Source organism: Saccharopolyspora sp. NPDC002376 (assembly GCF_053593195.1).
In genome coordinates this window covers 1-21,345 of sequence record NZ_JBSFBZ010000026.1, presented here as the reverse complement: position 1 = coordinate 21,345, position 21,345 = coordinate 1, and the positions used below count along the sequence as shown (strand labels likewise).

17 protein-coding genes and 1 pseudogene are annotated in these 21,345 nt (G+C 69.2%); 7 read left to right on the top strand and 11 right to left on the bottom strand.

Annotated elements, in window-relative coordinates; all coding sequences use genetic code 11:
• Window positions 1-46: 46 nt before the first annotated feature.
• Window positions 47-868, bottom strand: a complete 822-nt coding sequence (locus ACWCO2_RS18655; RefSeq protein WP_450128985.1) for a crotonase/enoyl-CoA hydratase family protein — start codon at window positions 866-868, stop codon at window positions 47-49.
• Between the two features lie 174 nt (window positions 869-1,042).
• Here ACWCO2_RS18655 and ACWCO2_RS18650 point away from each other — a divergent pair, with 174 nt between their 5' ends.
• From ACWCO2_RS18650 to ACWCO2_RS18640, 3 genes are read left to right on the top strand one after another with little or no spacing between them, the layout of a single operon-like run.
• Entirely contained in the window at window positions 1,043-1,972 is a 930-nt protein-coding gene (locus ACWCO2_RS18650; protein ID WP_450128984.1) for an SMP-30/gluconolactonase/LRE family protein, read from the top strand.
• Window positions 1,972-3,630: a class I adenylate-forming enzyme family protein gene (locus tag ACWCO2_RS18645; protein ID WP_450128983.1), complete on the top strand. Its 1,659-nt coding sequence runs from the start codon at window positions 1,972-1,974 to the stop codon at window positions 3,628-3,630. The genes ACWCO2_RS18650 and ACWCO2_RS18645 overlap by 1 nt, the downstream gene beginning before the upstream one ends.
• 32 nt (window positions 3,631-3,662) lie before the next feature.
• Window positions 3,663-5,417 (top strand): acyclic terpene utilization AtuA family protein, encoded by a 1,755-nt coding sequence (locus tag ACWCO2_RS18640; protein WP_450128982.1) that lies wholly within the window; start codon window positions 3,663-3,665, stop codon window positions 5,415-5,417.
• Here ACWCO2_RS18640 and ACWCO2_RS18635 read toward each other — a convergent pair.
• From ACWCO2_RS18635 to ACWCO2_RS18605, 7 genes are all read right to left on the bottom strand, one after another.
• Window positions 5,414-6,691 carry an MFS transporter gene (locus tag ACWCO2_RS18635; RefSeq protein WP_450128981.1) on the bottom strand — a complete coding sequence of 426 codons (1,278 nt, stop codon included), beginning with the start codon at window positions 6,689-6,691 and terminating at the stop codon, window positions 5,414-5,416. The genes ACWCO2_RS18640 and ACWCO2_RS18635 overlap by 4 nt on opposite strands.
• A gap of 59 nt (window positions 6,692-6,750) precedes the next feature.
• Entirely contained in the window at window positions 6,751-7,368 is a 618-nt protein-coding gene (locus tag ACWCO2_RS18630; RefSeq protein WP_450128980.1) for a TetR/AcrR family transcriptional regulator, read from the bottom strand.
• Between the two features lie 51 nt (window positions 7,369-7,419).
• The gene (locus ACWCO2_RS18625; protein ID WP_450128979.1) at window positions 7,420-8,346 is read right to left on the bottom strand and encodes an acyl-CoA dehydrogenase family protein; all 927 of its coding nucleotides are present in this window, start codon (window positions 8,344-8,346) and stop codon (window positions 7,420-7,422) included.
• Window positions 8,343-9,431 carry an acyl-CoA dehydrogenase family protein gene (locus ACWCO2_RS18620; RefSeq protein ID WP_450128978.1) on the bottom strand — a complete coding sequence of 363 codons (1,089 nt, stop codon included), beginning with the start codon at window positions 9,429-9,431 and terminating at the stop codon, window positions 8,343-8,345. Before ACWCO2_RS18620 ends, ACWCO2_RS18625 begins: the two co-directional genes overlap by 4 nt.
• The gene (locus ACWCO2_RS18615; protein WP_450128977.1) at window positions 9,428-11,500 is read right to left on the bottom strand and encodes an acetate--CoA ligase family protein; all 2,073 of its coding nucleotides are present in this window, start codon (window positions 11,498-11,500) and stop codon (window positions 9,428-9,430) included. The genes ACWCO2_RS18620 and ACWCO2_RS18615 overlap by 4 nt, the downstream gene beginning before the upstream one ends.
• Complete coding sequence (locus tag ACWCO2_RS18610; RefSeq protein ID WP_450128976.1) at window positions 11,497-12,279, bottom strand: enoyl-CoA hydratase/isomerase family protein; 783 nt, start codon at window positions 12,277-12,279, stop codon at window positions 11,497-11,499. Before ACWCO2_RS18610 ends, ACWCO2_RS18615 begins: the two co-directional genes overlap by 4 nt.
• A 214-nt stretch (window positions 12,280-12,493) precedes the next feature.
• Window positions 12,494-13,135: a GntR family transcriptional regulator gene (locus ACWCO2_RS18605; RefSeq protein WP_450128975.1), complete on the bottom strand. Its 642-nt coding sequence runs from the start codon at window positions 13,133-13,135 to the stop codon at window positions 12,494-12,496.
• 138 nt (window positions 13,136-13,273) lie between these two features.
• Between ACWCO2_RS18605 and ACWCO2_RS18600 the strand changes: the two genes are divergently transcribed.
• Together ACWCO2_RS18600 and ACWCO2_RS18595 are read left to right on the top strand one after the other, a co-directional pair.
• A complete protein-coding gene (locus tag ACWCO2_RS18600; protein ID WP_450128974.1) occupies window positions 13,274-14,542 on the top strand; it encodes an alpha/beta fold hydrolase in 1,269 nt (422 codons plus the stop codon).
• A 49-nt stretch (window positions 14,543-14,591) separates the two neighbouring features.
• Entirely contained in the window at window positions 14,592-15,827 is a 1,236-nt protein-coding gene (locus ACWCO2_RS18595; protein ID WP_450128973.1) for a PAS domain S-box protein, read from the top strand.
• Window positions 15,828-15,861: 34 nt separating this feature from the next.
• On the opposite strand, the gene ACWCO2_RS18590 is transcribed toward ACWCO2_RS18595, so the two are convergent.
• A complete protein-coding gene (locus ACWCO2_RS18590) occupies window positions 15,862-17,247 on the bottom strand; it encodes a dihydrolipoyl dehydrogenase family protein (protein ID WP_450128972.1) in 1,386 nt (461 codons plus the stop codon).
• Between the two features lie 43 nt (window positions 17,248-17,290).
• Window positions 17,291-17,596 (bottom strand): hypothetical protein, encoded by a 306-nt coding sequence (locus ACWCO2_RS18585; RefSeq protein WP_450128971.1) that lies wholly within the window; start codon window positions 17,594-17,596, stop codon window positions 17,291-17,293.
• A 375-nt stretch (window positions 17,597-17,971) separates the two neighbouring features.
• On the opposite strand from ACWCO2_RS18585, the gene ACWCO2_RS18580 reads away from it, so the two are divergent.
• Window positions 17,972-19,849 (top strand): 2-oxoacid:acceptor oxidoreductase subunit alpha, encoded by a 1,878-nt coding sequence (locus ACWCO2_RS18580; RefSeq protein WP_450128970.1) that lies wholly within the window; start codon window positions 17,972-17,974, stop codon window positions 19,847-19,849.
• Window positions 19,846-20,907, top strand: a complete 1,062-nt coding sequence (locus ACWCO2_RS18575) for a 2-oxoacid:ferredoxin oxidoreductase subunit beta (protein ID WP_450128969.1) — start codon at window positions 19,846-19,848, stop codon at window positions 20,905-20,907. The genes ACWCO2_RS18580 and ACWCO2_RS18575 overlap by 4 nt, the downstream gene beginning before the upstream one ends.
• A 198-nt stretch (window positions 20,908-21,105) precedes the next feature.
• Here the strand turns inward: ACWCO2_RS18575 and ACWCO2_RS18570 are convergent.
• Window positions 21,106-21,345 (bottom strand): annotated as a pseudogene (locus tag ACWCO2_RS18570) (IS1380 family transposase); the annotation flags it as partial.

Below are 21,345 nucleotides of genomic sequence, written 5' to 3'. Positions count from 1 at the left end.
CTTGTCCGAAGGCGCCCGTCACCGGGACACGATCGGTGGAGGTGGGTCAGGTGGGGTCGGTGAAGTGCGGGGTGCGCTTGTCGAGGTTGGCCTTGACCGCTTCGGTCTGGTTGGGGCTGCCGATGAGGGCTTGGATCGCTTCCTGTTCGGCGGCGAAGCCCTCGGTGAGGCTGGTGCGGCCTGCCATGTCGAGCAGGTGCTTGGAGTGGCGGATTGCTTCTGGGCTCTTGGTGGCGATTTCGCGGGCCAGGTCGAGGGCTGCGGACAGGGGGTCAGGTTCGACTCGGGTGGCCAGGCCGAGGTTGGCCGCTTCCGTGCCGGTGACGATTCGGCCGGTGAAGGTGAGTTCCTTGGCCACATCTCGGCCTACTAGTTCCGGGAGGATCTGGGTACCGGTCATGTCCGGGGCGAGGCCCCACTTGATCTCCATCACCGACAGGCGTGCATCGGCTGCTACCAGGCGGATGTCGGCGCCCAGTGCTACCTGGAGGCCGCCGCCGAAGGCGACTCCGTGCACCGCGGCGATCACTGGGACCGGGATCGTCGCCCAGACGTGGGCCGCCTGCTGGCCGCGGGACTTGGCCGGGCCGACCGGTTCGGTGGTCGCCGCGGGGCGTTCGGAGGATTGGCCGCCGTCGGCCATCTTCGCGAAGTTGCCGAAGTCCAGTCCGGCGCAGAAGGCCCGGCCTTCGCCGGAGAGGACCACGGCCCGCACCGTGCGGTTTTCGCGCAGTCGTAGACCGGTGGCCACGAGTGCTTCGAACATCGCCTGGTCCAGTGCGTTGAGCTTGTCCGGCCGGCTCATCCGCACGTCCGCCACGCCGTCGGTGATGGTGCAGCTGACCCGCTGCTCGGCCGTTGTGGTCACGGAACCTCCAGAGATCGGAACGTGCGGTGCACCAGGGTTTTTCGAACGCTATGGCGGCTTCTCGCGCGGCGTCAAGGACGTCCCTTGTGTTCGCCGCGCGATCGAGCCTAGTGTCACCGAACAGGTTCCCGCAGCTCGCAAAATCCACTGTGGACAATCCGGAGAAGGAGCACCATGACCGAGATGCGGCAGATCGCTTCGGGACTGCAGTTCCCGGAGGGGCCGGTGGTGCTCGCCGACGGCTCCGTGCTGCTGGTGGAGATCAAGCGCGGCACCCTGTCGAAGGTCGCTCCCGATGGTGAGGTGTCGGTGGTCGCCGACTGCGGCGGTGGCCCGAACGGGGCGGCGATCGGCCCGGACGGCGCGGTGTACGTCTGCAACAACGGCGGCTTCGAGTGGCTGAACATCCGTGGCCGCGACGTCCCGGGCATGCAGCCGTACGACTACATCGGCGGCCGGATCCAGCGCGTCACGATGGACGGCACCGTCACCGACCTCTACACCGAGGTCGACGGCCGCGGGCTGCGCGGCCCCAATGACATCGTCTTCGACGCCGAAGGCGGCTTCTACTTCACCGACCTGGGCAAACGACGACCTCGCGACACCGACCGCGGCGGGCTCTACTACGCCACCCCCGACGGCAGCCGCATCGAGGAGATCGCCTACCCGCTGACCGAGGCCAACGGCGTCGGGCTGTCCCCGGACGGCGAGCGGGTCTACGTCGCGGAAACCTCCACCGGCCGCGTCTGGTACTGGGACGTCGAAGGCCCAGGACGCTTGCGCCGCACCGGGAACGGACCCGCCGGCGCCGCGCTCCTGCACGGATTCCCCGGCTACCAGCTGCTGGACTCGCTCGCGGTGGATTCCGAGGGCAACGTGTGCGTGGCGACGCTGATCACCGGCGGCATCAGCGTGCTCAGCCCGGACGGCGAGCTCAAGGACGTGCTCACACCGCCTCGCCACGACGCGCACGTCACCAACATCTGCTTCGGCGGTCCGGACCTGCGCACCGCCTACATCACCTCGTCCGGCTGGGGAATCCTCTACGCAGTGGAGTGGCACTGCCCCGGACTGGAGCTCAACCACGCGCCGAGGAGGGGCTGATGCCGGAGGACCAGCGGCAGCGATTGCTGACCGAACTCATCGGACCGGGCGGCGATTTCGAAGTCGTCACGCAGGACGTCGGCGGCATCCCGATGCGCGTCTACACCGGAGGACCGGCGACCCTGCGCGACGTGGTGCTGTTCAGCAGCGGCTACGGCGAACGCGACTTCCTGGTCTACGAGGACTTCCGGTGCAGCTACGCCGAGCACTTCCGGCTGGTGGTCGGGCTCGCTCGCTGTCTGCGCGAGGAGTACGGGCTGACCAGCGGTGATCGGGTCGCCATCGCGATGCGCAACTTCCCGGAGTGGCCGGTGGTCTTCTTCGCGATCCAGGCCGCGGGATTGGTCGCTGTCCCGCTCAACGCCTGGTGGACCGGCGTCGAACTGCACTACGGGCTGACCGACTCCGGTGCGAAGCTGGTGTTCGCCGACGCCGAGCGGACGGCGCTGATCGACCGCGAGATCCCGACAGTGGAGATCCGCGGCGGAACACCGGCGCCCGGCGTGCGCGCTTGGGCGGAGCTGGTGGCGTCGCTGCCGGAGCAAGCCGAGCTGCCGGACGTGGACATCAGCCCGGACGATGACGCGACGATCATGTACACCTCCGGCACCACGGGTCGTCCCAAGGGCGCGGTCGCCACGCACCGCAACCACTGCACGAACGTGCTCAACACGGTCGTGAACCGGCGGGTGCACGCCGCACTGGCCAACGGCGGGGTGTTCCCACCGCTGGGCGATCCGGATGCGCCGCAACCCGGTGTCTTGCTGACGTTCCCGCTGTTCCACATCGCCGGGCTCACCGCGCTGTGCTTCGGCACGCTGGCCGGGGCGAAGCTGGCCACCATGTATCGGTGGGACCGGGAGGTCGCGGCGCGGTTGATCCTCGACGAAGGTCTGACCACTGCGGCCGGGGTGCCGACCATGATGCGCGATCTCGTCGAGCAGGGCGAGGCGGTGCGCCGGCTGGAGGGCGTCAACATGGGCGGTGCGCCGGTCCCGCCGGACCTCGTGCGCCGCATCGACGGCCTGGGCACGGGCGTCGCGCCGGCCAACGGCTACGGCCTGACCGAGACGACTTCGGCGGTGGTGAACAACGCGGGCAGCTACTACCTCGCCCGCGCGGACAGCGTCGGCCGGTGCGTCCCAGGCGCGGACCTGCGCGTCGTGGACCCGGCGACCAGCGACGAAGTGGCCGACGGTGAGATCGGCGAACTCTGGTTCCGCGGGCCGAACATCGTGCGCGGCTACTGGAACAACCCGCAGGCCACCGCGGAATCGTTCGTCGACGGCTGGTTTCGCACCGGCGACCTCGGCTACGTCGAGGACGGCTGGGTGCACGTGGTCGACCGGCTCAAGGACGTTGTGATCCGAGGCGGCGAGAACGTCTACTGCGCGGAGGTCGAGGCGGCGCTGTTCGAGCACCCGGCGGTGCTCGACTGCGCGGTCATCGGCCTGCCGCACCCGAAGCTGGGGGAGGAGGTGGCGGCCGTGGTGAACCTGCGAACCCCGGTTGAGCCGGCGGAGCTGCAGGAACACGTCGCCGCGCGGCTGGCGGCGTTCAAGGTCCCGGCCCACGTGGTGGTCCGCCGAGACCCGCTGCCGCGCACCCCGACCGGCAAGGTGCTCAAGCGCCAGCTGCGTGACCACATCGGTGCGTGACCGAGAACGCCAACTCGAGGTGGAGGCGAGAGATGACGCGGGCGATCCGAATCGGAGGGTTCTCCGGCTACCTGGGTGACCGGCACAGCGCGTTGGACGAGGCGATGGCCGGCGATCCGTGCGATGTGCTGATCGGCGACTACCTCGCCGAGTTCACCCTCGCCATGCTGGCGGCCCGGCACCGCAGCGACCCGTCGAAGGGCTACGTCGAGTACTTCCTCGACCAGCTCCGCCCGCATCTCACCGCTCTGGCCGAGCGCGGCACCCGGGTGGTGGTCAACGCTGGCGGGTTCAACCCGGCCGGGTTGGCCGACGCGGTGCGCGCGATGATCGCCGAGAGCGGGGCGGCGCTGCGGGTCGCACACGTCGAAGGCGACAACGTGCTGTCCACATTGGACGATCTGCTGGCTGCCGGGCACACGATGCCGAGCCTGGACAGCGGAGCGCTCCTGGAGGACTGGGGTTACCGGTCCATCGCCGCCAACGCCTACCTCGGCGGATGGGGGATCGCCGCGGCCCTGCGCGAAGGGGCGGACGTCGTGGTGTGCGGTCGGGTCACCGACGCATCGCTGACTGCCGGCCCAGCCGCGTGGTGGCACGGCTGGAACCCCGACGACTGGGACGAGCTGGCCGCTGCGGTGGTGGCCGGGCACGTCATCGAATGCGGTCCGCACGCGGTGGGCGGGAACTTCTCCGGGTTCACCCAGGTGCCTGGGATGGTCGCGCCGGGCTTCCCGATCGCCGAGATCGCCGCCGACGGCACCACCGTGATCACCAAGCACGCACGCGACGGCGGCGCGGTCACCACCGACACCGTGACCGCCCAGCTGGTCTACGAGATCCAGGGCCCGCACTACCTCAACCCGGACGTGACCGCGCACCTGGACACCGTGCGGCTGCGGCAGCTCGCGCCGGACCGGGTGGAGATCTCCGGGACCACCGGCTCCCCGCCGCCCCCGACCACCAAGGTCGCGGTATTCGCCCCGATCGGCCACCAGATCGTCATCAGCGTCTACGCCACCGGCCTGGACATCGCGGAGAAGGTCGAGCTGATCCGCGCCCAAGCCGAAGCGCTGCTGGCCGGGGTGGACGCCGAACTCGACGTGAGCGCGCTCGGCACCGCCGCCGAGGATCCCGAACGCCAGTGGGACGCCACCGTCCAGGTCCGCATCATGGCCACCGCCACCGACCGGGAACCGCTGACGCGACTGGCCGAGGGGATCGGCGAGCTGTTCCTGTCCAGCATCCCCGGCTTCTACACCGACAACGCGGCCCGTCAGTCCACATCGCCGAAACCGCGCATCGATTACTGGCCGTCGTTGTTGGCGATCGACGCGGTCCCGCACGAGGCGGTGCTCGACGACGGCACCCGGATCCCGATCGTCCCGCCTCCGGCCACCGAACAGCCGAGCCAACCGCAGCACCCGGAACCAGGCCCGGTGGCACTCGGCGAAACCCGCCGCGTCCCGCTCGGCCGCCTCGCCCACGCGCGCAGCGGCGACAAGGGCGGCAACAGCAACGTCGGCCTGTGGGTGGCCGATCCGAAGGCCTGGCCGTGGCTGCGCGACCTGCTCAGCACCGACGAGCTGCGACGGCTGATGCCCGAGGCGAAGGACCTCGAAGTCGTCCGGCACGAGTTCCCGCACCTGCGGGCGGTGCACTTCGTCCTGCGCGGACTGCTGGGCACCGGTGGTTCGAGCAACCTGCGCGTCGACCCGATCGGCAAGGCGGTCGGCGAGTTCCTCCGCGCCCGCCACGTCGACGTCCCGGTGGAACTGCTGGACTAGTCGAGCGGGTGCGCGATCTCGTCGGCGGGCAACCGTCCCAGCACGATGGCCACCACCGCGGCGATCAGCGGGACGATTCCGGCCACGACGAACGTCGCGTGCGTGCCGATCGCTTCGGAGATCGGTCCGGCCACGGCCATCGACAGCGGTAGGAACGCGATGGACACGAAGAAGTCCAGGCTGGTGATCCGGCCGAGCAGCTGCGGCGGCACCCGGCGTTGCAGCAGCGTGCCCCACAGCACCATAGGGCTGGAGAACAGCGCACCGCCGAAGAACGCCGCCACGGTGACGACCCAGATCTCGGTGGCGCCAGCGACCGCGAGCAGCGGAAGACCGGCCACACCCCACAACCCCAGCAAGGTGGTGAGGTAGCGGCGGGGCATGCGCAGGGAACCCATCACCAGCGACCCGACCGCGCCACCGATTCCCCACGTGGCCAGCACCAGCGCGTGCTCCCCGGCGCCGCCGCCGAGGCGGTCCTTGATGAGGAACGGCAGCACGACCTGCAACGGCCCCATCGTCACCATCACCATGAGCGAGGCGAAGGCAAGCGAAGCGACCAACCACCGCGTGGCCAGCATGTACTGGAATCCCTCGGCGATGTCGGCGAAGACACCGCGAGTCGGCCCCTCGACACTGCGCACCGGGGTGCGGGGGACGGTCCAGAACGTGCACCAGGCCGCGAACGCCAGAACCGCGCCCACCGCCATCGCCGCGCCAGGTGCGAAGGCCGTGATGATGAGGCTGCCGAGCGCGGGACCAGCGGCCTGCTGGATGCTCGGCCGTACCATGCCCTCGAACCCGTTGGCCGCCATGAGCTCGTCCTCGGCCAGCAGCGCGGGCAGCCAGGCGGAGTAGGCGGGGAAGTAGAACGCCACCGCGGTTCCGCCGAGGAAGGCGATCGCGACCAGGTGCCACAGCTGCATCTGATCGGTCAACGACAGCGTGGCCGCGATGGTGAGCAGCACGAAGTGAACGCCCTGCACGACGAGCAGGATCGTCTTCTGCGCCACCCGGTCCGCGACCGCCCCGCCGAGCAGCATGGGCAGCAGCGCGCCCAGCGACGCCGCGGCTGCGACGAACGAGAGCTGGCTGGCGCCGCCACCGATCCGCACGACTTCCCAAACTTGCCCGACGGTCCACAACCCGGTGGTGAACAGCGTGAAGCACAGCGCGGCGGAGAGCCTGCGGTAGGCGCTGCGCCGGAACGGCAGGAGCACGCGGGGAACCCGGCGCACGGGTCTTGCGGATTCCGTTCCCAGGTCTTCGATCACGGCAGGAACGCTAGGACTTCCACAGCACTGGAGGTCAACGCATAGGCGAAATCCCGGTGTCAGGCGCAGACGATGCGCAGCGCGATGGTGACGTAGCGGTCGGCGAGTTCGGCCGGGTCGGTGTCGCCGTCCGGGTCGTACCACTGGGGGATCGCGTTGCACGCGGCCTGGATCGCGCGGCGCGCTTCGGCGGGGTGCTCGCAGCGGAACTGTCCGCGCCGCGCGCCGTCGTCGATGATGTCCTGGAACAGCCGCGTCGCGGATTCCCGCAGCTCGGCGAGCCGTTGTGCGTGCGCCGGATCCAGGTTGCGGGCGTCCCGAGCGGCGATGGTGCTCTCCACCCGCCGCCGCACCCGGTAGTCCACGGTGGCGCGCACGAGCGCGCGCAACCGCTCGGCCGGATCGTCACCGCAGGCGTGCAGCGCCGCGTCGCAGGTGCGCACGTAGTCGTTGACGCTGTCCTCCATCAGCCCGGCGAACAGCTCCTGCTTGCTGGAGTGCCAGTAGTACAGCGCGGAGAGGCTCAACCCGGCGCGCTTGGCGATGTCCCGGATGGACGCGCCGTGGTAGCCGCGTTCGGCGAAGATCTCCCGCGCCGCAACGGAGAGCGCATCGCCGCCCTGACCGCGTGGGATCGCTGGGCCGGTGTGGGACGAGGATTCCGATGCCGTCGTCACGGAAACTAGGATACGGCTTGAACCCGGCCGCAACCCCCTGAATTCCACCGCTCAGGCGGTGAGTTGGTCCCAGAGCGCTGATTCGTCGGAGGCGAGCGCCGTTCGTCCCAGGCGTGTCGACCAGTTCCGCTCGGTGCCGCATTCGTCCCGCCACGCCCACAACTTGCGGGTGACGTGGTGCAGCGGGTGTTCCCGCGTCACGCCCATCGCGCCGTGCAACTGGTGCGCCGTCCGCGCGATGCTGGTGGCCGTTCTCGCTGCGGTGATCTTCGCTGCCGCCGTCGCGACCAGTGCTCGCTCGGAATTCTGCGCGTGCACAGCGCGGGACACGGCAGCTTCGGTGGCGACGAGGTGAACGCGCATTTCCGCCAGCGAATTGGCCACGGCCTTGAGCGCGACGAGCGGACGGCCGAACTGCTCGCGTCGGGTGACGTGTTCGCGCGTGTGCTCGTACGCCCCGCGTGCTGCGCCGAGCAGCGCAGCGGAGTTGAGCAGCGCCAAGCGAGCGAGCACGTCCTCGTATGAAGGCGCGTTCGGCAGGGGAGTCGTCGCTCCGGACAGCCGCAGCGCGTCGCGGGGTTCGCCTGCCAGGTTCTCGCCGTGCTCGACTTCGCCGCGCTCGACGAGGAAAGCGGGATCCCGTTCCGGGCACACCACGATGTGGCTGGCGTAGCGCGCCCACGGCACGGCAGCCGCATCGGTGGTGGCGACGACCAGGGGAGCGGTTTCCAGTTCTGAGCCGAGGATCCAGCGCGAAACCGACATCTCCACCAACGGCGCGCTCACCCCGTGCGCCGCCGTCGCAGCCACGAGCTCGGTCAGGTCGTGCAGGCTTCCGCCGACCCCGCCGCGCGACTCGTCCACACCGACCTGCGGCCAGCCCAGTTCCACCATCGTCGACCACACCGGGTGCAGCCCGGTTGCCTGCGGATCGACTCCGGACAGCACGTCGGCGGCGACTTCGGTGATCAAGCTCAACGTCGTGCCTCCTGCTTGGCGAGGATGGACAGCAGCACCTCGGAGGAACCACCGCGGATGCTGAACCCCGGCGAGGCGAGGATCGCTTCGCCCAGCGCGCTCTCCGGTGAGATGACCCCGGATTCGCTTGCCCGCCGAGCGCATTCGAGGACGTCCCGCTCGAATGCGGTGCCGAGGAACTTCAGGGTGGCGGCAGCCTGAACCGGTGCTTCGCCGGCGTCCAGTGATTCCGCGATCTGCACGCACAACGCGCGGAGCGTGGCCAACCGCGCGACCAGCTCACCGACTTCCGCTGCCAGGCCCTCGTCAGCGATGTCCAGCAGTTCGGCCAGCACCGGGTAGGTGGACAGCACTCGCTCCGGTCCGCCGCGTTCGTAGGAGAGCTGCTCGGTGACCTGCTGCCAGCCGTTGCCGACCGCGCCGATCACCCGGTGCTCCGGGACGAAGACGTCCTCGAAGACCACCTCGTTGAAGTGGTGCGACCCGGCCATGTCCACGATCGGCGACACCGACACCCCGGGCGCACTCATGTCCAGCACGAACTCGGTCAGCCCCGCGTGCTTGACCTCGGACTTCTCGCTGCGCGCCAACAGGTAGGCGTGGGTGGCGCGGTGCGCGTGGCTGGTCCAGATCTTGCGGCCGTCGATCCGCCAGCCATCCGGCACGCGGTTCGCGGTGGTGCGGACCGCGGCGAGATCCGAGCCCGCGTCCGGTTCGCTCATGCCCAGGCAGAACACGAACTCCCCGGCGACGATGCCCGGCAGGATCTCCTGCTGCAGCTCAGCGGTTCCGTGCCGCAGGATCGACGGTCCGATCTGCCGGTCGCCGATCCAGTGCGCGGCCACCGGAGCACCCGCGCGCAGGAGTTCCTCGGTGAGCACCAGACGCGCCAGGTTGGACCGCTCGCCGCCGCCGACCGAGCGCGGCCAGGTCATGCCCAGCCAGCCGCGTTCGGCCAGTTCCCGGCTGAAGTCCAGGTCGAACGACCGCAACCAGGCGTCCGGCCTCGGCCGGTACCGGCCCGCCTCCCGCCACTCGCGGCACAGCTCCCGCACCTCTTGGCGCAGTTCGGCCAACGGATTCACGGCGCCTCCTTCCGCGCGACCAGATCAGCGGCAACTGCGCCGGTCTGGTGGACCACGAGCGGGTTGATCTCGAGTTCGCCCAGTTCCTCGCCGAGTTCGACGGCAGCTTGCGAGATCGACGCGATCGCCGCAGCAGCTGCATCGACATCGCAGCGCGGGCGACCGCGGAACCCGTCCAGCAGCGGCCATCCGCGCAGCTCTCGCAGGAGCGTGACCGCGTGTTCGGCGTCGACCGGTCCGAGTGCCGACACGACGTCCGGGTGGAGTTCGGCCGTGGTCCCGCCCATTCCGACAGTCACCACCGGCGGATAGCCGTGCTCGCTGCCCTGCACGCCGACCAGCAGCTCCACGCCTGGCGGAACCAGTTCCTGGACCAGTACACCGTCGATGCGCGCATGCGGAGCGTTCGCCGCGACGGCGTTGAGCATGTCGCGCGCCGCGCTGTCCGCACGTTCCGCGGAGACGCCGACGAGAACGCCGCCGACGTCGCTTTTGTGCGCCAGATCAGGGGACTGGACCTTCAGCACGACCTCGTCGCCGAACTCCCGCGCGACCACAGCGGCATCGGAGGGATCGACGACCACACGCCCGCGCGGCCTGCCGACCTGCAGCGCGTCGAGGAGCTGCGCGCCCTCAGCCTCTGCGAGCTCAGGGCGGTCGAGGAAACGTGCCAGACCACGGGGTGCTGCCGGTTCAGTCCGGCTATGTCCGTGAGGTACCAGGTGCGCGATGAGCCGCAGCGCGGCGGTGGTCGTGCCCAGCACCGAGATCCCGTTGCGGCGCAACATCGAACCGGCTTCTGCGATCTGCTCGTGCGAGTAGAACCACGCCACCACGAACGGTTTGGTGCTGCGCTTGGCAGCCCGCAGGATCGACTCGGCGACCTCCGACGCTGCCGCACCGCCGATGGTGGTCAGCACCACGAGCACGGCATCCACCTCATCGGACGCGGCAACCGCGTCGCACACCGCGCCGAACTGTCCGGCGTCGTCGATGACCTGAGCGGTGACGTCCACCGGGTTGACCGCGCTGCCGAACGCCGGGATGAGCGGCGTCAGCACGGCCTGAGTCGCCGAGTCCAACTCCGGCAGCACCAGCCCGGCAGGTTCGGCCTGGTCAGCGGCCAACCCGCCGGCCCCACCGGAACTGGTGATCACCCCGATTCGCCGGCCGCGCGGCCGGGGCTCTGCGGTTAGCGCCACCGCTGTGTCCAGCAGTTCGTCCAGGTCGTCCACTTGGATCGCACCGGATTCGCGGGTCGCCAGGTCGAACGCGGTGCCCGCGCGGACCAGCGCACCGGTGTGCGAGGCGACAGCCCGTTCACCTGCGGCGGAACGCCCAGAACGCAGGACGACGACGGGTTTGCCGAGCGCAGCGGCCTGCGCGGTGAGCCGCTGCCACCGAGCTCCGCCGGGCAGTTCTTCCAGGTAGCACGCGAGCACGCGGACGTTCGGGTCGGCGACCAGCAGTTCGGCCGCGTCGGTCGCGGTGATGTCGGCCTGGTTGCCGACGCTGATCCAGGCGGTGAGCCCGATCCCGCGATCCCCGGCCATGCCCAGGAAGCTGCCGCCCAGCGCCCCGCTCTGCCCGACGTAGGCGATCCCGGAGTCCGGCGCCTGCTCCCCGTCCGCGGCGGCGGTGAACGTGGCTGCCAAACCGGTCGGACGGTAGAGCAGTCCCTGGCAGTTCGGCCCGATGACCCGCAGGTCGTAGCGCCGGGCCACCTCGACCAGCTGCTCCTGCAACGCGCGCCCTTCCGTGCCGACCTCGGCGAACCCCGAGGACAGCACGACTGCGCAGGACGCGCCCGCACGCCCGGCCTCCTCGACCACCGCGAGTACCCGCGCGGCCGGGACCATCACGAGCACCAGGTCCACCGGCCCGGGCAGCTCCAGCAGCGACGGGTAGCAGGGCAGGCCGTGCACCTGCTGGTGGTTCGGGTTCACCGGGTAGACCGGACCGTCGAAATCGCGCAGGTAGCGGGTCAACCGGCCGGCCATCGCGGAACGCTCGGAAGCCCCGACGACCGCCACCGCGCGCGGGTGCAGCACCCCGTCCACGGTGGTCACCGACCGTGGAACTTCGGGGTGCGCTTCTCCTTGAACGCGCGCATCGCCTCCGCCGAGTCCTCAGTGGACTGAACGACGGCCATGTGCGACGAGATCAGGTCGAGCGAGGTCCGCAGATCGGTGCGCGCCGACTGGTAAACGGTCCGCTTGATCGCCCGGATGGCCACGGGCGGACCGTCCGCGAGACGCCGTGCGAAGGCGTAGGTCTGCTCCATCAACTCGTCGTCGGGGAAGCTGCGGCTGGCGATGCCGAGCTCCACCGCGGTGGCGGCGTCCACGAAATCACCGGTCCACAGCAGTTCCAGCGCCTTGGCGGTGCCGACCAGCCGCGGCAGGAAGTAGCAACCGCCATCGCCAGGCACCAGACCGATGCGGACGTAACCCTCGGACATCCGCGCGGACTCGCCGACGAACCGGATGTCGCACATCAGCGCCATGTCCATGCCCGCACCCACGGCGACGCCGTTGACCGCGGCGACGACCGGCTTGTCGAAGTCCTCCAACGCCAACGCGACCTGGTGGATCCGCTCGGTCAGGATCGTCTTGTGGTCCAGCACGGCCTTCTCGCCGGCGGTGAAGTCGTCCAGGTCGACGCCAGAGCAGAACGCATCACCAGCACCGGTGAGCACCAGCACCCGCACCTCGGGATCGAACCGAGCGGACCGGATGGCCGCAGCCCACTGGTCGATCATCTCCATGGTGAAGGCGTTCTTCCGCCCTGGCCGGTTGAGCAGGATCGTCCCGATCCCATCCTTGACCTGGTACTCGAGGTCCGCCATGTCCACCCCTCCGACCTAGAAGAAATCCAGCCGAGTCTGGCATGCCACCTCTTCCCAGTCCATACAAAATTGAATGCAATATCCCTGACTCGCTCCGGCTCCGAAACCTCCGCCAGGGCCCGCGGCGGAGTCCCAGCTTGAGTCCCGACCGGGGGTAACCCACGCGATTTCAGACATCCAATTTCCATTGAAATCGTGGGAGGTTCGCCGGGTGTCAGCTCGGTCGGGGGAGGGTTGCGGCGAGTTGGGCCGGGGTGGCGTCGCGGTGGGAATCCATGATGCCGATGGCCTTTTCGGTGTGGCCGCGGCGCAGGGCGTTGATCAGCTGGCGGTGTTCGCGGACTATCCGGCGCCGTGCCGTCTCGTCGTAGAGGTACACCGAGCGGTACGCCTCGGTCATCTTCCAGATCCGCTCGATCTCGTCGACGACCAGTCGCAGCCCTGAAGCTCGGAAGATCACGAAGTGGAAGTCGTGGTTGAGCTCGGTCATCCGCAGTACGTCGACCTCGTCGGCCGCCTGTGCGATCTGGTCGTTGAGCTCGCTCAGCTCGACGATCTGCGCCGTGCTCAACCGCGGCAGCTCGCGGAGCACGACCGCTTCCAGCGCCCCGCGCATCAGGTAGGCCTGCCGCAGTTCCTCCGACGACAAGCGGGTCACGGTGTAACCGACGTTCGGCTGGTGGCGGACCACGCCTTCGGCCTCGAGTGCCTTCAAGGCCTCGCGGACCGGGACCCGGCTGACGCCCAGCCGTTCGGCGAGAGCTTCTTGCCGCAGCGGCTGCCCGGGCAACAACTCCTGGCTGCGCATCATCTGCCGGATCTGCTCGACGGCGCGACCCACCGAAGTCCCCGCCATGCCCTCACACCCCGCGCTCTGTTCAATCGGTGACCGAGAGGGTAACGCACCGTGGTTGATCGACTTTCTACGTCGTGATCGGCGATGGTGGTTCTTACGATCATCAGCGCTCACGACGTCCACTTTGGAGGAGTTGACATGTCCGTCACCTACCGCCGTCCGGGGTTGGTTGCTCGGGACCACGTGTTCCGGGTTCCGCTGCGCCACGACGACCCGGGTTCCGAGGAGATCGAGGTGTTCGGGAGGGAGGTGGTCGCGCCCGCCAAGCAGGATCAGCAGCTGCCGTGGCTGGTCTACCTCCAGGGCGGGCCGGGCGGTAAGGCGGAACGGCCGCTGAGCACCAGCGCGTGGCTGGGTCGCGCGCTGCAGGACTACCGGGTGCTGCTGCTCGACCAGCGCGGCACCGGGCGCAGCACGCCGGCGAACCGCCAGAGCCTGGCCGGGCTGACCCCGGCGGAGCAGGCCGAACACCTCAGCCTGTTGCGCGCCGACTCGATCGTTCGCGACGCTGAAGCGGTCCGCGCGCAGCTGATCGGCGACGAGCCGTGGTCGGTTCTGGGGCAGAGCTTCGGCGGGTTCTGCGCGCTGACCTATCTGTCGCTCGCGCCGCGGGGCTTGCGGCAGGTGCTGATCACCGGCGGCATCCCGACCCTGACCGGCCACGCCGACGACGTCTACCGCGCGGCCTACCCGCGCACGCTGAGCAAGAACGACGACTACTTCGCGCGCTACCCGCAGGACGCCCAGATCGCGCGGCGGATCGTCGAGCACCTCGCCGAGCACGAGGTGATCATGCCGGCGGGGGAGCTGTTGACTCCGGAGCGGTTCCAGACCTCGGGCATCCAGTTCGGCCAGGCCTCGCAGTTCGACGCGCTGCACTACCTGCTGGAAGAGGCGTTCATCGGCGACGCGCTCTCCGACACGTTCTTGCGCGGGGTGGACGCGGCGGTCTCCTTCGCCACGCGGCCGCTCTACGCGGTGCTGCACGAGTCCATCTACTGCCAGGGCACCGCGTCGCAGTGGTCGGCGCACCGGGTGCGCGAGGAGTTCCCCGAGTTCGACTGGACCACCGCCGACCGGGTCAACTTCACCGGTGAGATGATCTACCCCTGGCTGTTCGAGCAGGACCCGTCGCTGGTGCCGTTGCGCGAGGCTGCCGACCTGCTCGCCGCCAAGAGCAACTGGCCCGCGCTCTACGACCTCGACCAGCTGGCCCGCAACGAGGTCCCGGTGGCCGCGGCCGTCTACCACGACGACATGTTCGTCGACCGCGACCACGCGCTGGCCTCCGCGGAGCAGGTGCGGGGAGCTCGGGTGTGGGTAACCAACGAATACGAGCACGACGGAGTGAAAGCCTCACCTGCGGTGTTGGACAGGCTGCTGGCCTTGAACATCGGCGACGTCTGACTCACCACTCGCTGCATGGGGCAGGTCCTCCGGCTATGGTTCGGTTCTCATGTCCCCACCCGAGCCGAGCGGCGCTGCCGGTCTGCCCTGGCAGCTCGTCTTCGACCAAGCTGCCGCGGCGATGGCCATCCTCGACTTGCAGGGCCGCTACCTGCACGTCAACGCCGCGTTGTGCAGATTGCTCGGTTACCGGCCCGAGGAGCTGGAGGGGCTGGACTATCGCGAGGTCACGCACCCGGACGACATCGAGGACGAAGGGCTGGTGGAGTCCGAGAAGATCATCGAGAAGCGCTACGTCCGCTCCGACGGGAGCCTGATCTGGGCGCTGGTGGCCCGCTCGTTCATCCGCGACGCCCGCGGGAACCCGATCTGCTTCCTGGCCCAGATACAGGACATCACCCAGCGCCGGGAGGCCGAGCTGCTGTGGCAGCGCAGCTTCGCCAATGCGCCGATCGGGATGGCGCTGCTGGACCTGAAGGGTTCTTGGACGGCGGTCAACGACACGCTCTGCACCATGCTCGGCTACTCGCGCGAGGAGATCCTGTCGATGTCGTCGTTCGCCGACATCACCTACGAGGACGACGAGGCGGAGGGCGCCGCCGCGCTGCAGGACATGGCTTTGGGCCTGGTCGACTCGGTGAACCTGGAGAAGCGCTACCGGCACAAGGACGGCCGCCCGATCTGGGTGCTGATCCGGGCGACCACGGTGCCCGGCGCCGACGGATCACCGGCGTACGTGGTCAGCCAGTACGAGGACATCGGCGAGCAGCGACTAATGGACGCCCACCTGGCCCACCTGGCGCTGCACGACCCGCTGACCGGGCTGGCTAACCGCGCCCTGCTCGCCGACCGCCTGGACCACGGGCTCCAGCAGCTCGCGCGCGGCAACGGGGTGCTGGCGGTGGTGCTGGCCGACCTCGACCAGCTCAAACCGGCCAACGACCGCTACGGCCACGCGGTCGGCGACCAGCTGCTGATCGCCGCCGCGCGCGAGATCCAGCTGGCGGTGCGTGCCGGCGACACGGTCGCGCGCATCGGCGGCGACGAGTTCGTGGTGGTCAGCCTGCTACCAGACGAGGCAGCCGCTGAGGCGCTCCGCGATCGCGTGGCGGCGCACATGAACACCGACATCGTGGTGCACGGAATGCCCGCCACCCTGCGCGCCAGCGTCGGCTACACGGTCACCTCGGACCCGTCGATCGCCCCGGACGCCCTGCTGCACATGGCGGACCGGGACATGTACGCCAGCAAGCGCCGCCGCCGCGAAGCCCGCGGCGGCCGCTGAACCTGATATCTACAGTTTCAATTGAAACTGTGGCCTAGACGTCGAGGTCGGCGAGGGCGGATTCGATGGCTCGGTGGAAGGTCGGGTAGGCGAAGATCATCCTGCGGAGGCTCGACACTGGGACCTCGGCGTGCACGGCCACCGCGAGCGCGCCCATGATCTCGCCGCCGTAGGGCCCGGCGACGGTCGCGCCGACGAGAACACCGCGCTCGGCGTCGGCGACGAGTTTGATGATCCCGCCGTTGTCGACCTTGTGGATGAACCCGCGCGTGGAGTCCTGGATCCGCGTGGTCGCGGTGCGCACGTTGATTCCGGCATCGCGCGCCCGGGCTTCGGTCAGTCCGACGGTCGCGACTTCGGGATCGGTGAATATCACCGAGGGCATCGCCCGGTAGTCGGCGGTCTCGCCGTCCTGGCCGAGGATGTCGGCCGCTGCGATGCGTGCCTGGTACATCGAGGTGTGGGTGAACGCGCCGCGACCGGTGACGTCGCCGATCGCCCAGATCCCCTCAGCGGCGCGCATGCGCTCGTCGACCGGGATGGTGCGCGATTTCTCGTCCAGTCCGACCGAGCTGACGCCCAGCGCGCGCAGATCGGTGCGGCGGCCGGTGGCCACCAGAAGCTGTTGCGCGGTGAGCTGTTCGCCGCCGGCCAGCTCCACCTCGAACTGGTCGTCGTGCTTGACGCGCTCCACGCCGTTGCCGGTGTGCACCTGTATTCCTTCGGCGCGCAGCACTTCGGTGATCAGCTCGGATGCTTCGGGTTCGGCGACTGCCAGCAGTCGGGGCCGCGCCTCGATCACCGTGACGGCAGTGCCGAACCGGGCGAAGACCTGCGCGAGCTCCAGACCGACCGGCCCGCCGCCGAGCACCAGCAGCGATTCCGGAGCCTCGCGGGCCGGTACCGCGTCCCGGTTGGTCCAATATGGACTCCCGGCCAATCCGTCGATCGGCGGCACCGCGGGATCGGTGCCGGGGTTGAGCACGATGCCGCGCCGCGCGCTGAATACTTGGTCGCCGACGGTCACTTCGCCTGGCGCGGTGATCTGTCCGAACCCTCGCACCAGGCGACCGCCGGTGCGTTCGAAGCGCTGCGCGGCGATCTCGTCGTCCCAGTCGTTGGTGGCCTCGTCGCGGATCCGGTCGGCCACCGGCGTCCAGTCCGCGCGCACGTCGGCCTGCCCGGCGAGCTGGGGAACCCTGCGCGCTTCGGCCAGCGCATCGGTGGCGCGCACCATCATCTTCGTCGGCACGCAGGCGAAGTACGGGCATTCACCGCCCACCAGGCGGGACTCCACCGCGACCACCGACAGCCCCGCCCGGGCCAGCCGGGACGCGACTTCCTCGCCGCCCGGTCCCATGCCGATCACCACGACGTCGACCTCGTCGACCACCGCACCCACCCCGTTCCCGTTCGTCACCGTCTCGTTCCAGGGCACCACCTCGGTGCCCGGCGCGCACCTCTTAGAGCCTGTCTGACGCGCTCGTTCTGCGTGGCGGAACCTCAGCGTCCGCCTGGACTGCGGGTGCCCAACTTGATGTATGCCAATACACGGCAGTGGGGCCGTCCTCCGGATAGCCGACCGGGAACAGGATGTGGGGCCGCTCGCTGGACGGGCGCTCCAGGATCTTCGTCAGGAAGCCCATCGGGTTCGGCGTGTGGGGCAATGTCGCCAGCCCCATGGTGTGCAGGGCGGTGATGAACATGCCGCAGGCGATGCCGACGCTCTCGTTGACGTAGTAGTGCTTCTGCCGGCCGGTGTCGTCCACCCGGTACTTCTGGGCGAAGGGCTGTGATGTAAGCGGACGACCGGCGCCGCAGGTATAGGCCGCTTCGGCGAACGTGTTCCCGAATCATGGGAAATTCGGGAATACGCGGTGGGCGGCCGCTCGGATATGGGGCACGTCACATTTTCCGCCGGCTGTCTGTCGTGGTCGAGTGTCGGGTACGTCGATACAGGCGGCACCACCTGCGCGCCGATGCGGAACTCGATCGTTTCGATGAAGATCCGTTGCTCGAGGTGAACGTGCGGATGCGTGCGGAAGGTGATCGGTTCGAGTCGGGCTGTGATCGGAATAAAGAACGGGGCTGTATCGTTTGCCACAGAATGGACGTTGCCTGCAGGTGAAGGGGAACGGATCAAGTTGAGCACCGCGAACGGGCACCGGACCAACGGTGCCCAGAAGCTGAACCGGGTGGTCATCCGGTTCGCCGGAGACTCCGGCGACGGCATGCAGCTGACGGGTGACAGGTTCACCTCTGAAGCCGCGGCCTTCGGCAACGACCTGGCGACGCTGCCGAACTTCCCCGCCGAGATCCGCGCCCCTGCCGGAACTCTGCCGGGCGTCTCCAGCTTCCAGCTGCACTTCGCCGACTACGACATCCTCACCCCGGGCGACCGACCGGACGTGCTGGTGGCGATGAACCCGGCGGCGCTCAAGGCGAACCTGGGCGATCTGCCGCACGGCGGCATCCTGATCGTCAACACCGACGAGTTCAGCAAGCGCAACCTGACCAAGGTCGGCTACGACGGCAACCCGCTCGAAGGCGACGACCTGGACCGCTACCAGGTGCACCAGGTGGCGATGGGGACGCTGACCCAGGGCGCGCTGGAAGGCACCGGGCTCGGTAAGAAGGACGCCGATCGCTGCAAGAACATGTTCGCCCTCGGGCTGCTGTCGTGGATGTACCACCGGCCCACCGAGGGCACCGAGCGGTTCCTGCGCGAGAAGTTCGCCACGAAGCCGCAGATCGCCGAGGCCAACGTGCTGGCCTTTCGCGCGGGCTGGAACTACGGCGAGACCACCGAGTCCTTCGCGGTGACCTACGAGGTCGCGCCTGCCGCGCTGCCTGCCGGGACCTACCGGCAGATCACCGGAAACACCGCGCTGGCCTACGGAATCGTCGCCGCCGGGCAGTGCAGCGAGCTGCCGGTGTTCCTCGGTACTTACCCGATCACGCCCGCCTCGGACGTGCTGCACGAACTGGCCAAGCACAAGAACTTCGGCGTCACGACCTTCCAGGCGGAGGACGAGATCGCCGGTGTCGGCGCAGCGCTCGGCGCTTCGTTCGGCGGTGCGCTGGGTGTGACGACCACGTCCGGGCCCGGGTTGGCGTTGAAGTCGGAGACCATCGGTCTGGCGGTGACGCTTGAACTTCCGCTGCTGGTGTGCGACATCCAGCGCGGCGGCCCGTCCACCGGCCTGCCGACCAAGACCGAGCAGGCGGACCTGCTGCAGGCGCTGCACGGCCGCAACGGTGAATCGCCGGTGCCGGTGATCGCCCCGTGCTCGCCCGCGGACTGCTTCGACGCGGCGCTGGACGCGGTGCGCATCGCGCTGACCTACCGGACGCCCGTGTTGCTGCTGTCCGACGGCGCGATCGCCAACGGTTCGGAGCCGTGGCTGGTACCGGACGTCGAACAGCTGCCCGACCTGCGCGTGGAGTTCGCAACCGAGCCCAACGCGCCGGACGGTTCCGGCGAGTTCTGGCCCTACGTGCGCGATCCCGAGACGCTGGCCCGCGAGTGGGCCGTGCCTGGCACGCCGGGGCTGGAGCACCGGGTCGGCGGCCTGGAGAAGGCCGAGGGCAAGGGCAACATCTCCTACGACCCGGACAACCATGACAGGATGGTCCGGCTGCGCCAGGCCAAGGTCGACGGCGTGCCGGTCCCGGACATCACCGTCGACGACCCGTCTGGTGACGCCCGCGTGCTGGTGCTGGGCTGGGGTTCGTCGTACGGGCCGATCGGCGCGGCCTGCCGCCGGGTGCGCGCGCAGGGGATGTCCATCGCGCAGGCCCACCTGCGCCACCTCAATCCGATGCCGGGCAACCTTGGCGACGTGCTGCGCAGCTACGACAAGGTGATCGTCCCGGAGATGAACCTCGGGCAGCTGGCGATGCTGCTGCGCGCCCGCTACCTGGTCGACGTGCAGTCCTACACCAAGGTCGCGGGACTGCCGTTCCGAGCCGAGGAGCTGCAGAACGTGCTCACCGATGTTGTGCAGGGGGTGTCCGCGTGACGACCACCGATCTGGGAATCCCGAGCCTGGGCGGGTTGGCCGGAGTGCCGGCCGCCGACGAACCGCAGAAGGCCAAGGACTTCAAGTCGGACCAGGAAGTCCGCTGGTGCCCGGGCTGCGGCGACTACGTCGTGCTCAACGCGGTGCAGAGCTTCCTGCCGTCGCTGGGGCTCAAGCGCGAGAACATCGTGTTCATCTCGGGCATCGGGTGCTCGTCCCGGTTCCCGTACTACATGAACACCTACGGGATGCACTCCATCCACGGCCGCGCCCCGGCGATCGCCACCGGCCTGGCGACCAGCCGACCGGACCTGTCGGTGTGGGTGGTGACCGGTGACGGCGACGCGCTGTCCATCGGCGGCAACCACCTGATCCACGCCCTGCGCCGCAACGTGAACCTCAAGATCCTGCTGTTCAACAACCGGATCTACGGCCTGACCAAGGGTCAGTACTCGCCGACCAGCGAGGTCGGCAAGGTCACCAAGTCCACGCCGGCGGGCTCCTTGGACCACCCGTTCAACCCGGTGTCGCTGGCGCTGGGCGCGGAGGCGTCGTTCGTGGCGCGAGTGATCGACTCGGACCGCGCGAGCGTGACGGAAACCCTGAAGGCGGCGGCCGAACACCGCGGCAGCGCCCTGGTGGAGATCTACCAGAACTGCCCGATCTTCAACGACGGCGCGTTCGACGTGTTGAAGGACAACGACGAGAAGCAACGCCGAATCGTCTCGCTGAAGCACGGTGAGCCGATCACCTTCGGTCCGGAGGACGAGCGCTACGGCGTGGTCTCCGGCGCGGACGGCTTCCGCGTCTCCAAACTGTCCGAAGTGGACGAATCCGAAGTGGTGGTCCACGACGCGAACCGCGAGGACCCGTCCTACGCCTTCGCCCTGTCCCGCCTCGGCGGCCAGGACCTGAGCCCAGCGGTAACGGGCATCTTCCGCGCAGTCCAACGACCCACCTACGACGACCTGGCCAGAACCCAGGTCGCGGAGGCCCAGCAGTCCAAGCCGGTCAACCTCCAGCGCCTCCTCCACGGCAACGACACCTGGACCATCTGATTTCGCAACCCGCGGTGAAGGGCACCTTTGAGTCATCCAGCCCGGATCTACCGAGCTGGTTTTGGCGCGGGGTTGTTGATCAAGATCTGGGGATGTTGATCAACAACGCTGGTGGTGGGTGTGCGGGGTCTGCCGGCCTGGTGGTCCGGCTTATCCACTGTGGTTTCCGGTCGGTGCCCTCGGGCGGGATGGTCAGGGTCAGGCCGCAGCCGGTGGGGAGTGGGTGGCGGTGAACAGGCTGGTGAACGCCTCGGCCCAGGCCCAGCCGGCTGGGAGGTGGAGCACGATGCGGCGGGCGGAGCGGGCGATGCGGGCCGGGATCGTGACGAGGTGCCGGCGCAGGGTGGCGGTGCGGGCTTTGGCGTGAAACCGCGACGCGAGAGTCCCTGCGGCGCGCATCAGGTTGTGGGTCAGGGCGGCCAGGGACAGCCAGGCGCC

What these genes read in the sequence shown, in the direction of transcription:
- ACWCO2_RS18650 (WP_450128984.1), top strand. Translation starts at nt 1,043, where the DNA reads ATGACCGAGATGCGGCAGATCGCTTCGGGACTGCAGTTCCCGGAGGGG.
- ACWCO2_RS18645 (WP_450128983.1), top strand. Translation starts at nt 1,972, where the DNA reads ATGCCGGAGGACCAGCGGCAGCGATTGCTGACCGAACTCATCGGACCG.
- ACWCO2_RS18640 (WP_450128982.1), top strand. Translation starts at nt 3,663, where the DNA reads ATGACGCGGGCGATCCGAATCGGAGGGTTCTCCGGCTACCTGGGTGAC.
- ACWCO2_RS18610 (WP_450128976.1), bottom strand. Translation starts at nt 12,279, where the DNA reads ATGGCGGACCTCGAGTACCAGGTCAAGGATGGGATCGGGACGATCCTG.
- ACWCO2_RS18605 (WP_450128975.1), bottom strand. Translation starts at nt 13,135, where the DNA reads ATGGCGGGGACTTCGGTGGGTCGCGCCGTCGAGCAGATCCGGCAGATG.
- ACWCO2_RS18600 (WP_450128974.1), top strand. Translation starts at nt 13,274, where the DNA reads ATGTCCGTCACCTACCGCCGTCCGGGGTTGGTTGCTCGGGACCACGTG.
- ACWCO2_RS18595 (WP_450128973.1), top strand. Translation starts at nt 14,592, where the DNA reads ATGTCCCCACCCGAGCCGAGCGGCGCTGCCGGTCTGCCCTGGCAGCTC.